At 69.7% G+C, this 13,942-nt stretch carries 17 protein-coding genes and 1 pseudogene; 9 read left to right on the top strand and 9 right to left on the bottom strand.

Annotation, left to right across the window (positions count from 1 at the left end; all coding sequences use genetic code 11):
- Window positions 1-110: 110 nt before the first annotated feature.
- Window positions 111-1,172 carry a uroporphyrinogen decarboxylase gene (gene hemE, locus E5S66_RS04055; protein WP_246037142.1) on the bottom strand — a complete coding sequence of 354 codons (1,062 nt, stop codon included), beginning with the start codon at window positions 1,170-1,172 and terminating at the stop codon, window positions 111-113.
- A 91-nt stretch (window positions 1,173-1,263) separates the two neighbouring features.
- A complete protein-coding gene (locus E5S66_RS04060; RefSeq protein ID WP_138347694.1) occupies window positions 1,264-1,518 on the bottom strand; it encodes a WGR domain-containing protein in 255 nt (84 codons plus the stop codon).
- An 81-nt stretch (window positions 1,519-1,599) separates the two neighbouring features.
- On the opposite strand from E5S66_RS04060, the gene E5S66_RS04065 reads away from it, so the two are divergent.
- Entirely contained in the window at window positions 1,600-1,980 is a 381-nt protein-coding gene (locus E5S66_RS04065) for a VOC family protein (RefSeq protein ID WP_138347695.1), read from the top strand.
- A 13-nt stretch (window positions 1,981-1,993) separates the two neighbouring features.
- Here the strand turns inward: E5S66_RS04065 and aroB are convergent, their stop codons facing one another.
- Together aroB and E5S66_RS13700 are read right to left on the bottom strand one after the other, a co-directional pair.
- Window positions 1,994-3,094 (bottom strand): 3-dehydroquinate synthase, encoded by a 1,101-nt coding sequence (aroB, locus tag E5S66_RS04070; protein ID WP_246037143.1) that lies wholly within the window; start codon window positions 3,092-3,094, stop codon window positions 1,994-1,996.
- A gap of 48 nt (window positions 3,095-3,142) precedes the next feature.
- A pseudogene (locus tag E5S66_RS13700) lies at window positions 3,143-3,625 on the bottom strand (shikimate kinase); the annotation flags it as partial.
- Between the two features lie 107 nt (window positions 3,626-3,732).
- Between E5S66_RS13700 and E5S66_RS04075 the strand changes: the two are divergent.
- From E5S66_RS04075 to E5S66_RS04085, 3 genes are read left to right on the top strand one after another with little or no spacing between them, the layout of a single operon-like run.
- Entirely contained in the window at window positions 3,733-3,936 is a 204-nt protein-coding gene (locus E5S66_RS04075; protein ID WP_028839830.1) for a dodecin family protein, read from the top strand.
- A 38-nt stretch (window positions 3,937-3,974) separates the two neighbouring features.
- Complete coding sequence (gene pdxH, locus E5S66_RS04080; RefSeq protein WP_028839829.1) at window positions 3,975-4,571, top strand: pyridoxamine 5'-phosphate oxidase; 597 nt, start codon at window positions 3,975-3,977, stop codon at window positions 4,569-4,571.
- An 11-nt stretch (window positions 4,572-4,582) separates the two neighbouring features.
- A complete protein-coding gene (locus E5S66_RS04085) occupies window positions 4,583-5,380 on the top strand; it encodes a cobalamin-binding protein (protein WP_138347858.1) in 798 nt (265 codons plus the stop codon).
- A 12-nt stretch (window positions 5,381-5,392) separates the two neighbouring features.
- Here the strand turns inward: E5S66_RS04085 and E5S66_RS04090 are convergent, their stop codons facing one another.
- The 3 genes from E5S66_RS04090 to E5S66_RS04100 all read right to left on the bottom strand — a co-directional run bounded on the left by E5S66_RS04090 (window position 5,393) and on the right by E5S66_RS04100 (window position 7,462).
- A complete protein-coding gene (locus E5S66_RS04090) occupies window positions 5,393-5,872 on the bottom strand; it encodes a DUF4426 domain-containing protein (RefSeq protein WP_138347701.1) in 480 nt (159 codons plus the stop codon).
- Between the two features lie 8 nt (window positions 5,873-5,880).
- Window positions 5,881-6,705, bottom strand: coding sequence for a pyrroline-5-carboxylate reductase (gene proC, locus E5S66_RS04095; protein WP_138347702.1), 825 nt, complete (start codon window positions 6,703-6,705; stop codon window positions 5,881-5,883).
- 85 nt (window positions 6,706-6,790) lie between these two features.
- On the bottom strand, window positions 6,791-7,462 hold the full coding sequence (locus E5S66_RS04100; protein WP_425472161.1) for a YggS family pyridoxal phosphate-dependent enzyme: 672 nt from the start codon (window positions 7,460-7,462) through the stop codon (window positions 6,791-6,793).
- Between the two features lie 160 nt (window positions 7,463-7,622).
- Here E5S66_RS04100 and E5S66_RS04105 point away from each other — a divergent pair, with 160 nt between their 5' ends.
- Genes E5S66_RS04105 through E5S66_RS04125 form a run of 5 tightly spaced genes read left to right on the top strand, consistent with a single transcriptional unit; the run spans window position 7,623 to window position 11,887 of the window.
- Window positions 7,623-8,660 (top strand): type IV pilus twitching motility protein PilT, encoded by a 1,038-nt coding sequence (locus tag E5S66_RS04105; RefSeq protein ID WP_028839977.1) that lies wholly within the window; start codon window positions 7,623-7,625, stop codon window positions 8,658-8,660.
- Between the two features lie 48 nt (window positions 8,661-8,708).
- The gene (locus E5S66_RS04110; RefSeq protein WP_138347704.1) at window positions 8,709-9,839 is read left to right on the top strand and encodes a PilT/PilU family type 4a pilus ATPase; all 1,131 of its coding nucleotides are present in this window, start codon (window positions 8,709-8,711) and stop codon (window positions 9,837-9,839) included.
- A gap of 42 nt (window positions 9,840-9,881) precedes the next feature.
- The gene (locus tag E5S66_RS04115; RefSeq protein ID WP_138347706.1) at window positions 9,882-10,448 is read left to right on the top strand and encodes a YqgE/AlgH family protein; all 567 of its coding nucleotides are present in this window, start codon (window positions 9,882-9,884) and stop codon (window positions 10,446-10,448) included.
- Window positions 10,445-10,921, top strand: a complete 477-nt coding sequence (ruvX, locus tag E5S66_RS04120; protein WP_138347708.1) for a Holliday junction resolvase RuvX — start codon at window positions 10,445-10,447, stop codon at window positions 10,919-10,921. Before E5S66_RS04115 ends, ruvX begins: the two co-directional genes overlap by 4 nt.
- Before the next feature lie 33 nt (window positions 10,922-10,954).
- Entirely contained in the window at window positions 10,955-11,887 is a 933-nt protein-coding gene (locus E5S66_RS04125) for an aspartate carbamoyltransferase catalytic subunit (RefSeq protein ID WP_138347710.1), read from the top strand.
- A gap of 3 nt (window positions 11,888-11,890) precedes the next feature.
- Here the strand turns inward: E5S66_RS04125 and E5S66_RS04130 are convergent, their stop codons facing one another.
- Entirely contained in the window at window positions 11,891-12,541 is a 651-nt protein-coding gene (locus E5S66_RS04130; protein ID WP_138347712.1) for a DUF1294 domain-containing protein, read from the bottom strand.
- Window positions 12,542-12,543: 2 nt separating this feature from the next.
- A complete protein-coding gene (gene mgtE / locus E5S66_RS04135) occupies window positions 12,544-13,905 on the bottom strand; it encodes a magnesium transporter (RefSeq protein WP_138347714.1) in 1,362 nt (453 codons plus the stop codon).
- Between the last annotated feature and the right edge of the window lie 37 nt (window positions 13,906-13,942).

The following is a 13,942-nucleotide window of genomic DNA, read 5'->3' on the forward strand; positions in this document are numbered from 1 at the left end:
CGCTCCCCGATACTCGCTTGGTTGCGCTGCCGCGGTCGCGCCGGGTGCTTGTCGCAGCTTGTGGTTGCGACGCCCCGGCGGTGCCGGGTGCTAACCGTTGCCTGCGGTAATCAGCGCGCGCTGTAGGCGTGCACTTCGTCCACCAGCGCGGCCACGTGGTCGGGGTTCATGTCCGGCGACATGCCGTGGCCGAGGTTGAACACGTGGCCCTCGCGGCTGCCGCCGTTGCCGTCGCGGTAGCTGTCCAGCACCGCGCGTGCCTGCGCGCGCACCGCGTCGGGGCTGCCATACAGCATCGCCGGATCCATGTTGCCCTGCAGCGCCACCCGGCCGCCGTTGCGGCGCGCGGCGTCTTCCAGCGTCACCGTCCAGTCCACGCCGATGGCGTCCGCGCCGCTGGTGAACAGCGCGTCCAGATGCGGCGCGTTGCCCTTGCCGAACAGGATCACCGGCACCCCGAGCGCCTTCAGCGCGGCGGCAATCCGGGTGAGGTAGGGCAGCGAGAATTCGCGGTACATCGCCGGGCCGAGAGTGCCGCCCCAAGTGTCGAACACCTGCAGCGCCTGCGCGCCCGCCGCGTGTTGCGCCGACAGGTAGGCGATCACCGCATCGGTGACCACCGACAGAAGCTTGTGCATGGCCGCGGGTTCGTTCAGCGCCAGCGCCTTGACCTTGCCCCAGTCCTTGCTGCCGCCGCCTTCCACCATGTAGCAGGCCAGCGTCCACGGGCTGCCGGAAAAACCGATCAGCGGCACCGCGCCGTCCAGTTCGCGGCGGATCAGGCTGACCGCGTCCATCACGTAGCGCAGACTGCTGCCCATGTCCGGCACTGCCAGCTGGTCGATATCGGCAACGCTGCGTAGCGGCCGCTCGAACTTCGGGCCCTCGCCCTCGACGAAGTACAGGCCCAGGCCCATCGCGTCGGGCACGGTCAGGATGTCGGAGAACAGGATCGCCGCGTCCAGCGGGAACCGGCGCAGCGGCTGCAGGGTGACCTCGCAGGCGATCTCGGGGTTCTTGGCCATGCCCAGGAAGCTGCCGGCGGCCTTGCGGGTGGCGCGGTACTCCGGCAGGTAGCGGCCGGCCTGACGCATCAGCCAGACGGGGGTGCAGTCCACCGGTTCACGGCGCAGCGCGCGCAGGAAGCGGTCGTTTTTCAGGGGCGTGGACAAGGGTTTTACTCCATCGAGGATGTGCTTGCCGGTGCGCGATGCGGCGGCGGGAACGGTCATGCGGGCCGGCGCCGGCCGGCCGCGGCGGCGGTCATTTCGGCGCGTCTGCGCCCTGCGCGAACACCAGCTGGAAGCCTTTCTTCAGCTGCGCGTCGCGTTCCTTCTCCAGTGCCGCAAGGGCGCTGGGCTGGTCGCTGTACAAGGTCTTGCGCAGGCTGCTGCGGCCACCGGTCTGGCCGGCCTCGCGCAGCAGCTCCCAACCGCCCAGCAGGTCGGGCTGAAGCTGGAGCTGGACGAAGCGCGGGGCTTCGCGGCCATCGGGACGTTGTTGCAGCAGCAGGCGCATGGGGCGGCATTGTAAGGTGCTGGACCGGCGCTCGCGCGCCCGGCGCGATGGGCCAAGCAGTAGCCAATCAGGGGAGATGACATGCAACGCGTGACCGGTATCGGCGGCATTTTCTTCAAATCCCCCGACCCCAAGCGCCTCGGCGCCTGGTATCGGGAGCACCTGGGCCTGGACGTCACCGACTGGGGCGGGGTGGTGTTCCAGTGGGGAGGCCCGGACAGCGCGCCGGGGATGACGCTGTGGAGTCCGTTCGCCGCCGACACCGACTACATGGCGCCCAGCACCGCGCCGTTCATGGTCAATTTCCGGGTGGCCGATCTGGACGCGCTGTTGGCCGCGCTGCGCGAGGAAGGCTGCGAGGTGCTCGACAAGCGCGAGGACTCCGAACACGGCCGGTTCGGCTGGGTGGTCGATCCGGACGGCAACAAGATCGAGCTGTGGGAGCCGCCGCCGGGGCAGTGAGCCGTGCCGGGGCTCAGCCGGCGTCGCGCAGCACCGCCAGCACGGCGCTCTCATCCACGTCGGCGACGATCCGCGCCGCGCCCGCACCGTCCCACAGGATGAAGCGCAGCCCGCTGGCCTGCACCTTCTTGTCCAGCCGCATCCGCGCCAGCAGCGCTTCCGGTGCCAACCCGGCGGGTACGTCCACCGGCAGGCCGAAGCGCAGCAGCAGCGCACGCAGCGCTTCCGCATCGGTCCATGAGGCCAGCCCCAGCGCGGCCGACAGGCGCGCCGCCAGCAGCATGCCCACCGCCACCGCCTCGCCGTGGTTGAGGCCCTCGGCATAGCCCTGTTCGGCCTCGATGGCGTGGCCGAAGGTGTGGCCGAAGTTGAGCAGCGCGCGCTCGCCGTGTTCCAGCGGATCGCGCGCGGTGATCGCGGCCTTGTGCTGGCAGCTGCAGGCGATCGCCTCGGCCAGCATGGCGTCGTCGCCGGTCAGCAGGGCGGCGTGGTGCGCGTCCAGCCAGTGCAGGAAACCGGCGTCGACAATGGCGCCGTACTTGATGACTTCGGCCAGGCCGGCGCGCAGTTCGCGCGGCGGCAGCGTGCGCAGGGTCGCGGTATCGGCGATCACCGCGCGCGGGATGTGGAAGGCGCCGACCAGGTTCTTGCCCTGCGGGATGTCCACCGCGGTCTTGCCGCCGACCGAGGAGTCCACCATCGACAGCAGCGTGGTCGGCAGCTGCACGATGTCGATCCCGCGCATCCAGCAGGCCGCGGCGAAGCCGGCCAGGTCGCCGACCACGCCGCCACCCAGCGCGTACACGCAGCCGTCGCGGCTGGCGCCCAGCGCCGCCAGTGCATCGATGACGCCGCTGAAATTCGCCAGGGTCTTTTCAGCCTCGCCGGCGCCGATCAAGTGGCGGGCGATGTGCAGTTCCGGCCGCGCGGCGCGCAGCGCGGCTTCCACGCGGTCGGCATACAGCGGTGCGATGTTGGCGTCGCTGACGATCAGGGCATGCCGGCCACGCAGCGGCTGCGCCAGCAGCGCGCCATCGTCGAGCAGGCCGGCGCCGATGTGGATGGGATAGGGCGTGGCGGCGGCGACCGTCAACGTTTGCAGGGGCGTGCTCATGCCGGTGGTGGCTCCGAGGTTGTCCAGTTGCCCGGCCAGCGTCGCGGCGGCGGCTTCCGGCGCAAGGCTGGAAGCATCGAACAGCAGATGCGCCGTGGCGCGGTACAGCGGTTCGCGCTGCGCCTGCAGCCGGGACAACCGCTGTGCGCGGTCGGGTGCCTGCAGCAGCGGGCGGGTGCTGTCGTGCTGCAGGCGCGCCAGCTGGGTGGCGGCATCCACCTGCAGGTAGACGACGATGCCGGCATCGCGCATCGCCGCGCGGTTGGCCTGCGCCAGCACCGCGCCGCCTCCGGTGGCGACCACGGCGGCCGGCTCGGCCAGCACCGCCGCCAGCACGCGCGCCTCGCGGGCGCGGAAACCGGTCTCGCCCTCGGACTCGAACAATGCGGCGATGCTGCAGCCGGCTTCGGCCTCGATGCGTGCGTCCACGTCCACGAACGGCCGCTGCAGCCGCGCGGCCAGCGCCCGGCCCAGCGTGCTCTTGCCGGAGCCCATCGGGCCGACCAGGACGAGGTGATCGCGGTTTTGCATCGCAACATGCTAGCAGCGCGGCACGGGGCGGCCATGACTGCGCGGAATTAACGCATGCGCGGCGAAGCTGCCACACCGGCAACCCGCCGGGTAGCAGGAGATCCGCCATGTCCGTTGCCAAGGTCATCGAACTCAACGCCTCGTCCGCCACCAGCATGGAGGACGCGGTGAAGCACGGGCTGAAGAAGTGCGCCGAATCGGTCAAGAACATCAAGGGCGCCTGGGTCAACGAGATCAAGGTGGTCACCGACGGAAGCGGCAACGTGCAGGAATGGCGGGTCAATCTGCGGGTCAGCTTCGTCGTCGACTGAGGCGTGCGCGCGGCGCGCATGCGCGCGACAATGCGCGCATGCAGACCTTGCCCGACGACATCCTCGCCACCTTCCAGACCCTCTTCGACGAGGCCGCTGCTGCCGGCGAGCCCGACCGCACCGCGATGACCGTGGCCACGGTCGGCGACGGCGGCCGTCCGTCCGCGCGCGTCGTCCTGCTGAAGGCGTTCGATGCCGACGGCTTCGTGTTCTACAGCCATCTCGACGGCCGCAAGGGCCGCGAGCTGCAGGCCAATCCGCAGGCGGCGCTGCTGTTCCACTGGCCGCGCGTGCGCAACGGCGTGCAGGTGCGGATCGAGGGCGACGTCGAACTGGTCACGGACGCCGAGGCCGACGCCTATTTCGCCAGCCGGCCGCGGGTCAGCCAGCTGGGCGCCTGGGCCTCGGAGCAGTCGCGCACGCTGGACGCGCGGGACACCTTCGAGACGCGGCTGGCCAGGTTCGAGGCCGAGTTCGAAGGCCGCGAGGTGCCGCGTCCGCCGCGCTGGACCGGGTTCCGGGTGGTGCCGCGCGCGGTGGAATTCTGGTACGCCGCCACCTTCCGCCTGCACGAGCGCTGGCTGCACGAACGCGACGCGGACGGCGCGTGGTCGAAGCGGATGCTGTATCCGTGAGCCGCGCCGCGGTGGGCCCGCAGCGCATCGTCTGCCTCACCGAGGAGCCCACCGAAGTCCTGTACGCGCTGGGCGAGCAGGACCGCATCGTCGGCATCAGCGGTTTCACCGTGCGGCCAGCGCAGGCGCGCCGCGAGAAGCCCAAGGTCAGCGCCTTCACCAGCGCGAAGATCGGCGAGATCCTCAAGCTGCAGCCGGACTTCGTGGTCGGCTTCTCCGACATCCAGGCCGACATCGCCCGCGAGCTGGTCAAGGCCGGCGTGGAGGTGTGGATTTCCAACCATCGCAGTGTGGACGGCATCCTCGATTACGTCCGCCGGCTGGGCGCGATGGTCGGTGCCGGCGAGCGCGCCAATGACTGGGCGGAGGAACTGCGGCGCGGGCTGGATGCGATCGAAGCGCAGGCCGCGACGCTGCCGCGGCGGCCGAAGGTGTATTTCGAGGAGTGGGACGAACCGCCGATCACCGGCATCCGCTGGGTGGCCGAACTGGTGCGCATCGCCGGCGGCGACGACATCTTCCCCGACCGCGCCATCGAACCCTTGGCCAAAGCCCGCATCCTCGAGGATGCCGCCGAAGTGGTGCGGCGCGCGCCGGACATCATCCTGGGCTCGTGGTGCGGCAAGAAATTCCGCCCCGAGCGGGTGGCCGCGCGCCCGGGCTGGGACGCCATTCCGGCGGTGCGCGACGGCGAGCTGCATGAGGTCAAGTCCCCGATCATCCTGCAGCCGGGGCCGGCCGCGCTGACCGACGGCGTGGCGCGGATCGCCGCCATCGTGCAGGCGTGGGGCGCGCGCCGGGCCGGCTGACGCCGCAGCACCTCAGCGCGGATACAGCTCCGCAGTCGTGTCCATTTCCGCACGCGCGCCGCTGCGGCTGGCGGTGACGTGGAACTGCACGCTGGCCGGCGGCCGGGCCGGGAACACGCCGACGTAATCGATCAGGTTGCCGACTTCGATCCGCTGCAGTTCCAGCGGTTTGGGCGGGTCGGGCAGCACCCTGGCGGTGGCGGTCAGCTGCAGGTCGGCGGGCGGCAGGGCGTCGCCGTTGCCATCGCGCAGGGTGACCAGCAGCAGCGCGCCGTCGTGGCCGGGGTCGAAACCGTAGCGCGCCGCCATCGCAGGATCCAGGTTGGCGATGGCCACCGACGAGGCCTGCAGCGTGGCGCCGCCGACGGTCGCGGTGGCGACGGTGCTGGTTGCCAAGACAGCGGCGGTCGGGGCCGGTTCGCCGCGCCCACACGCGCCCAGCAATGCGGCGACGGGAAACAGCAGGAACAGGACGGCGGATGTCTGGCGCATGCGTGGCCTCAGTCGTTGGCGGCGGACAGCGCTGCGCCGCGAACGCGGGCAGCATGGATGGCAGAGGCGACCAGCGCACGGAAGCCGCCGGCCTCGAAGGTCTCGATGGCGGCCTGGGTGGTGCCGCCGCGGGAGGTCACCCGGCGGCGCAGCTCGGCCGCGTCGACATCGGATTCGGTGAGCATGCGGGCCGCGCCGAGCACCGTCTGCAGCGCCAGCGCGCGCGCCGCCTCGGCGGGCAGGCCTTCCTCCATGCCGGCGGCGATCATCGCTTCGGCGAGCAGGAACACATACGCCGGGCCGCTGCCGGACACCGCGGTCACCGCGTCCATCCGCGCTTCGTCGTCGATCCAGACGGTGGTGCCGGCGGCCGACAGCAGGGTCTCGGCGAAGTGCCGGCTGGTCGCGTCCACCGCGGCATTGGCATACAGCCCGGTGGCGCCGGCGCCGAGCAGGGCCGGGGTGTTCGGCATGGTCCGCACCACCGGCAGTCCGGCATCGCCCAGCCAGCGCGCGATCTGCGTCGTGGTGATGCCGGCAGCAATCGACACCACCAGCGGGCGGACCATCCGCGCCTGCGTGGCCAGCGTTTCGCAGACTTCGCGCAGCACCTGCGGTTTGGTTGCCAGCACCCAGGTGCCGGCGCCCGCGACCGCTTCCGCGCCGCTCTCGAACACCGCCACGCCGAAGTCCGCGCGCAGCGCATCGCGCAGTGCCGGCACCGGCTCGGCCACCCGGATGGCGCTGGCGGCGTGGCCCTGCGCCACCAGCCCGCCAATCAGGCTGCGCGCCATGTTGCCGCCGCCGATGAAGGCGATATCGCCGTTGTTCATGCTTTGACTCCTGTCTGCCGTGGGCCTGCGCCCGGTTGCCGTGTCTGTGGCCGGATGGCCTTGCGTGCTTGCGGTGCGGCGGGCGTCAGCCCGCTTCCCTGGCGGTGCGGGCGCCGAACAGCGCGCTGCCGACGCGCACCATGGTGGCGCCTTCCTCGATCGCCTCGACGCAGTCCTCGCTCATGCCCATCGACAGCGTATCGATGCCGGGGTGGTGCGCCGCGGTGGCGTCGAACAACGCCGACATCGCGCGGAAAGCGGCGCGTCGGCGCGTCATGTCGGGATCGGGCGCGGGGATCGCCATCAGGCCGCGCAGGCGCAGCGTCGGCTGGGCGGCGATGGCTGCAGCCAGCGTGTCCACCTCGTCCGGGCGGCAGCCATGCTTGCCGGCTTCATCGTCGATGTTGACCTGGATGAGCACGTTGAGCGGCGGCAGCGACGGTGGCCGGTGCCTGGCCAGCGCTTCCACCAGCTTGGCGCGGTCCACCGTCTGCACCCAGTCGAAGGCGCGCGCGGCGTCGTCGGCCTTGTTCGACTGCAGATGGCCGATCAGATGCCATTCCAACCCCAGCCCGCGCAGCGCCTCGATCTTGGCCAGCGCCTCCTGCACGTAGTTCTCGCCGAAGGCGCGCTGCCCGGCCGCGGCCATCGCCGCCACGGCATCGGCGTCGCGGGTCTTGGACACCGCCAGCAGCCGCGGCGCTGGCCTGTCGGGCGGCCGGCTCGCGTTCTCCATCAAGGACAGGGCCGCCCGCAACGCGGAAGTGGCGGGGACGGTGGCGGGCAGGGTCGGCTGCGGCACGGTGGTTGTACGCTGGCGTCGGTGGCGCTCATACTGCCTGCGGGGTGCGGCCAGTGCCAACCATCCGGCCGGCGGCAGTGGTTTTCAGTCAAACGATCAGGCGCAAGGGGAACCCATGGATATCGCCGAACTTCTGGCATTCTCGGTCAAGAACAAGGCCTCGGACCTGCATCTGTCCGCGGGGCTGCCACCGATGATCCGCGTCGACGGCGACGTCCGCCGGATCAACATCCCGGCGCTGGACCACAAGCAGGTGCACGCGCTGGTCTACGACATCATGTCGGACAAGCAGCGCCGCGATTTCGAGGAATTCCTCGAGGTCGACTTCAGCTTCGAGATCCCCAGCCTGGCCCGCTTCCGCGTCAACGCGTTCAACCAGAACCGCGGCGCCGGCGCGGTGTTCCGCACCATTCCTTCGGAAGTGCTGACGCTTGAAGACCTGGGCTGCCCGCGCATCTTCAAGGAGCTGATCGAGCAGCCGCAGGGCCTGATCCTGGTCACCGGGCCGACCGGCTCGGGCAAGTCGACCACGCTGGCGGCGATGATCGACCACATCAACAAGAGCGAATACAGCCACATCCTCTCGGTCGAAGACCCGATCGAGTTCGTGCACACCTCGCAGAAGTGCCTGATCAACCAGCGCGAAGTGCACCGCGATACCCACGGCTTCAACGAGGCGCTGCGCAGCGCGCTGCGCGAGGACCCGGACATCATCCTGGTCGGCGAGTTGCGTGACCTGGAAACCATCCGCCTGGCGCTGACCGCCGCGGAAACCGGCCACCTGGTGTTCGCCACCCTGCACACCAGCTCGGCGGCCAAGACCATCGATCGCATCATCGACGTGTTCCCCGCCGGCGAGAAGCCGATGGTGCGCTCGATGCTGTCGGAGTCGCTGCGCGCGGTGATCGCGCAGGCGCTGCTGAAGAAGGTCGGCGGCGGCCGCACCGCGGCGTGGGAAATCATGGTCGGCACCCCGGCCATCCGCAACCTGATCCGCGAGGACAAGGTGGCGCAGATGTATTCCTCCATCCAGACCGGTCAGGGCCTGGGCATGCAGACGCTCGACCAGCACCTGCAGGAGCTGGTCAAGCGCGGCATGGTCAGCCGCCAGCAGGCCCGCGAGTACGCCAAGGACAAGCGTCTGTTCGAATAACCGCCGGTTCGCCGGGATCGGCGTGGCAAGGACATCGGAGCATCCAGGATGAGCAGCATCGACTTCACCTCGTTCCTCAAGCTGATGGCGCACCAGAAGGCGTCGGACCTGTTCATCACCGCCGGCATGCCGCCGTCGATGAAGGTCCACGGCAAGATCAGCCCGATCACCCAGAACCCGCTAACGCCGCAGCAGTCGCGCGATCTGGTGCTGAACGTGATGTCGCCCTCCCAGCGCGAGGAGTTCGAGAAGACCCACGAGTGCAACTTCGCCATCGGTGTGGCCGGCGTGGGCCGCTTCCGCGTCAGCTGTTTCTACCAGCGCAACCAGGTCGGCATGGTGCTGCGCCGCATCGAGACGCGCATCCCGACGGTGGAAGAGCTCAGCCTGCCGCCGATCATCAAGACGCTGGCGATGACCAAGCGCGGCATCATCATCTTCGTCGGCGCCACCGGCACCGGTAAATCGACCTCGTTGGCGGCGATGATCGGCTACCGCAACGCCAATTCGACCGGCCACATCATCACCATCGAGGACCCGATCGAGTTCGTGCACAAGCACGACGGCTGCATCATCACCCAGCGCGAGGTCGGCATCGATACCGACAGCTGGGACAACGCGCTGAAGAACACCCTGCGCCAGGCGCCGGACGTGATCATGATCGGCGAGGTGCGCACCCGCGAAGGCATGGACCACGCCATCGCCTTCGCCGAAACCGGCCACCTGGTGCTGTGCACGCTGCACGCCAACAACGCCAACCAGGCGATGGACCGGATCATCAACTTCTTCCCGGAAGACCGCCGCAACCAGCTGCTGATGGACCTGTCGCTGAACCTCAAGGGCGTGGTCGCGCAGCAGCTGATCCCGACCCCGGACGGCAAGGCGCGGCGGGTAGCGATGGAGATCCTGCTGGGCACCCCGCTGGTGCAGGACTACATTCGCGACGGCGAAGTCCACAAGCTCAAGGAAGTGATGAAGGAATCGGTCCAGCTGGGCATGAAGACCTTCGACCAGAGCCTGTTCGAGCTCTACCAGGCCGGCGAGATCAGCTACGAGGACGCGCTGCGCTATGCCGATTCGTCCAACGAGGTGCGCCTGCGCATCAAGCTGGCGCAGGGCGGCGATGCCCGCACCCTGTCGCAGGGCCTGGACGGGGTGGAGATCGCCGAGGCGCGCTGACCGCCTCGGCCGGCGCGCGCCCGCCACGCTAGAATGCGCGCCATGGATGAGCACGGCCAACGCTTCGGCAACCACCTGCTGATCGCGCTGCCGTCGCTGCGCGATCAATACTTCGAACGCAGCGTCACCCTGGTCTGCCAGCACGACGGCGACGGGGCGATGGGGGTGATGGTCAACCGGCCGTCCGAATACACGCTTGGCGAAGTATTCCGGCAGATGGGCATTGCCAGCGAGGACGCCGCGCTGCAGGCGCAGGTGGTGCTGGCCGGCGGCCCGGTGCATCCCGAACGCGGCTTCGTCCTGCACGACGGCGACCATGCCTTCGACTCCAGTCTGGAAGTCGCAGACGGCCTCTACCTGACCACCTCGCGCGACGTGCTGGAAGCCATGGCGCGCGGCGACGGCCCGAAGCAGGCGCTGGTGGCGCTGGGCTGCGCCGGCTGGGGCGAAGGCCAGCTGGAACAGGAACTGATCGACGACAGCTGGCTGCTGGTACCTAGCCGGCCCGACGTGCTGTTCCAGCTGCCGATCGCGCAGCGCTGGCAGGCGGCAGCCGGCAGCATCGGCATCGACCTGCTCAACCACGCCAGCCACAGCGGCCACGCATGAGCGAAGCAGTCGCCGCGCCGCTGATACGTCTGGACGGCACCGTGCTGGGCTTCGATGTCGGCATGCGCCGGATCGGCGTGGCGGTGGGCAATGCCATGACCGGCGGCGCGCGCGCGGTGGCGGTGGTGGACGTGCGCGACGCCGGCCCCGAATGGGCGCAGGTGGAGCGGCTGCTGCGAGAATGGCGCCCCGACGGGCTGATCGTCGGCGACCCGTTGACCCTGGACGGCGGCGACCAGCCGATCCGCAAGGCCGCGCGCGCGTTCGCCCGCGAACTGCGCCAGCGCACCCGCCTGCCGGTGGCGATGATCGACGAACGCAACAGCTCGCAGGAAGCGGCGCGCCGCTTTGCCGCCGCGCGCGCCGACGGCCGCCGCAAGCGCCGCGACGCCGAAGTGCTGGACGCGGTGGCGGCGGCGGTGATCGTCGAACGCTGGCTGTCCTCGCCGCGCGATGCGCAGCCGGTCGACTGATGTCTCCCCTTCCCCCCCATTTTCCGGATCCACATGAACCCGCATAACGACGCCGACGGCCGCCTCCGCCACCTGCTGGACCTGGAGCGCCTGGTGCCTGCGCAGCTGGACGCGCTGCTGCGGCGCGCGCAGGTCTTCGCCGCTGGTGGCGAGGCGCCGCAAGCGCTGGCCGGGGTGGCCGTGTGCACGCTGTTCTTCGAACCATCCACCCGCACCCGCCTGAGCTTTCAGCTGGCGGCGCAGCGGCTGGGTGCGCACATCCTCAACTTCGACGCCTCCACCTCGTCGGCCACCAAGGGCGAGACCGATCTCGACACCTTCCGCACCATCCAGGCGATGGGCGTGCGCGGCTTCGTGGTGCGGCACAAGGCCGATGGCGCGGTGGCTGCGCTGGCGGCGGCGGCCAAGACCGGCGTGGCCCTGCTCAATGCCGGCGATGGCCGCAGCCACCATCCCACCCAAGGCCTGCTGGACATGCTGACCCTGCGCCAGGCGAAGGGCGAGGACTTCTCGAAGCTGAAGGTGGTGATCGTTGGCGACGTCAAGCATTCGCGCGTCGCCCGCAGCGATCTGCATGCCCTGCGCAAGCTCGGCTGCGGCGAGATCCGCGTGTGCGGCCCGGCGGCGTTGCTGCCCGACGACGGCACGCTGGCCGGCTGCACCGTCACCCACGATTTCGATGCCGCGCTGGACGGCGTGGACGCGGCGATGATGCTGCGCCTGCAGCGCGAGCGCATGACCGAAGGCCTGGTCGACTCGCTGGACGACTACCACCGCGACTACGGCCTGACCGAAGCCCGCCTGCGCCGCGCCGCGCCCGATGCCATCGTCATGCATCCGGGGCCGATGAACCGCGGCGTGGAGATCAGCGACGCGGTCGCCGATGGCCCGCATTCGCGCGTGCTGGCGCAGGTCGGCAACGGCGTGGCGGTGAGGATGGCGGCGCTGGAGGCGCTGCTGGGTTGATGTTCAGAGCAACGGAAAGGTTGGGGGCAGCGTTGTCGCGTTGATGCGCAGCTGCGCATCCAGCCAGATGCCGAATGCGAAAAGATTGATCGTGATCATCAGCAGGAAAGTCCACAGATAGCGTTGCTTGCTGGACTTGTGCCGGAACAACCGTTGCGCCAGCCAGGCGCCGGGCCACCCACCCGTGATTTCCAGCCCGTGCAGAAGGAGTTCCGGGGTACGCTGGCCCAGCCTTGCGGCAGAGCGCTTGTCTCGCCAGTAGGCGCTGATCGTTGTGACGTTGATGACCAGCAGGTACCACTGCGCGGCCGTCGGCAGGAGCTTGTGCAAGCTCGCCCACGTCCAGATCACCGCGAATCCGGCCAACAGGAGAGTCGCAACCCACGTAGGGAGCGGCGCTAGTCGACGTCGGGTTCCGACACGCGGCGCTTCGGCCTTGCGGCGGGCGGCGACGCGGACGGCGCGTGCCCGCCATCTGCCGTCGCGTTGCTGCAGCGGGATGTATTCCAGCGAACTGCCAACCGGGGGACGGGAATCCCGACAATCCCGGATGTGGAAAAACAGGTCAGGAACGGCCGCGCGATCAGGCTTGATGAATCCGTAGCCTCCGGCTTCGTTCCATTTCACCAGAGTGCCGCGCTCGAGCCTGTCCATGCTCAGCGCAGCAACACCACGGTCGCCAGCCCCAGGAAGGTGAAGAACCCCATCACGTCGGTGACGGTGGTGAGGAAGATGCTGCTGGCCAGCGCGGGGTCGTAGCCGGCGCGCTTGAGCGTCACCGGCACCAGCACGCCGGCCACGGCGGCCAACACCAGGTTGCAGGTCAGCGCGACGAAGATCACCAGCGACAGCCCCACGCTGTGGAACCAGGCCAGCACGATCAGCCCCAGCACCGCGCCCAGCACCAGCCCGTTGAGCAGGGCGACGCGGGCTTCCTTCCACAGCAGCGGTTTGATGTTGGACGCGCCCACCTGGCCCAGCGCCAGGCCGCGCACCATCAGCGCCAGCACCTGGGTACCGGCGTTGCCGCCCATGCCGGCAACGATCGGCATCAGCACCGCCAGCGCCACCAGCTTGTCGATGGTGGCCGCGAACTGGCCGACCACGCTGGCAGCCAGGAAAGCGGTGCACAGGTTGATCGACAGCCACACCAGCCGCCGGCGCATCGCGCGCCAGACCGGGCTGAACAGGTCCTCGTCCTCGTCCAGGCCGGCCGCCGACAGCACCTGGTGTTCGGCCTGCTCGCGGATGATGTCGACCACGTCGTCGATGGTGATGCGGCCGAGCAGGATGTTGTTGTCGTCCACCACCGGCGCGGAAATCCAGTCGTGGTCGGAGAACTGCCGCGCCACTTCGCTGGAGCTTTCGTTGACGTCGATGGCCGGCTGCTCGTCGTCCAGCAGCTGGTTGATCGGGGTGCCGGCCTCGTGGGTCAGCAGCGCCTGCAGCGCGATCCGGCCGAGGTACTGGTGGCGCTTGCTGACCACATACAGGTGGTCGGTGTGGTCGGGCAGCTCGCCGCGCAGGCGCAGGTAGCGCAGCACCACGTCGATGGTGGTGTCGGCGCGCACCGTCACCACGTCCGGGTTCATCAGGCGGCCGGCGCTGTCCTCGTCGTAGGACAGCACCTGCTCCAGCCGCTCGCGGTTCTCGCGGTCCATCGACTTCAGGACTTCGTCGATCACGGTGTCCGGCAGGTCTTCGACCAGGTCGGCAAGGTCGTCGATATCGAGATCGGAAGCGGCGGCGACCAGCTCGTCCTGGTCCATGTCCGCGATCAGGCCTTCGCGCACCTCGTCGCCGACGTGCACCAGCACCTCGCCGTCGTCTTCCGGATCGACCAGCCCCCACACCACGGTGCGCTTGCCGGGCGGCAGCGACTCCAGCAGGTTGCCGATCTCGGCCGGCGACAGGGTGTTGACCAGCCGCCGCACCGGGCCCAGCCGGCCGCTGTCCAGCGCGTCGCTGAGCAGGCGCAGCTGGCGCGCGGTCTTGTCGTGGCGGATGGGTTCGGCCATGCGCGGCGTCCGGTGGCGGGGTGGGCCGCGACCGGGG

This window comes from Thermomonas fusca, from assembly GCF_005862345.1.
Taxonomy (GTDB): domain Bacteria; phylum Pseudomonadota; class Gammaproteobacteria; order Xanthomonadales; family Xanthomonadaceae; genus Thermomonas; species Thermomonas fusca.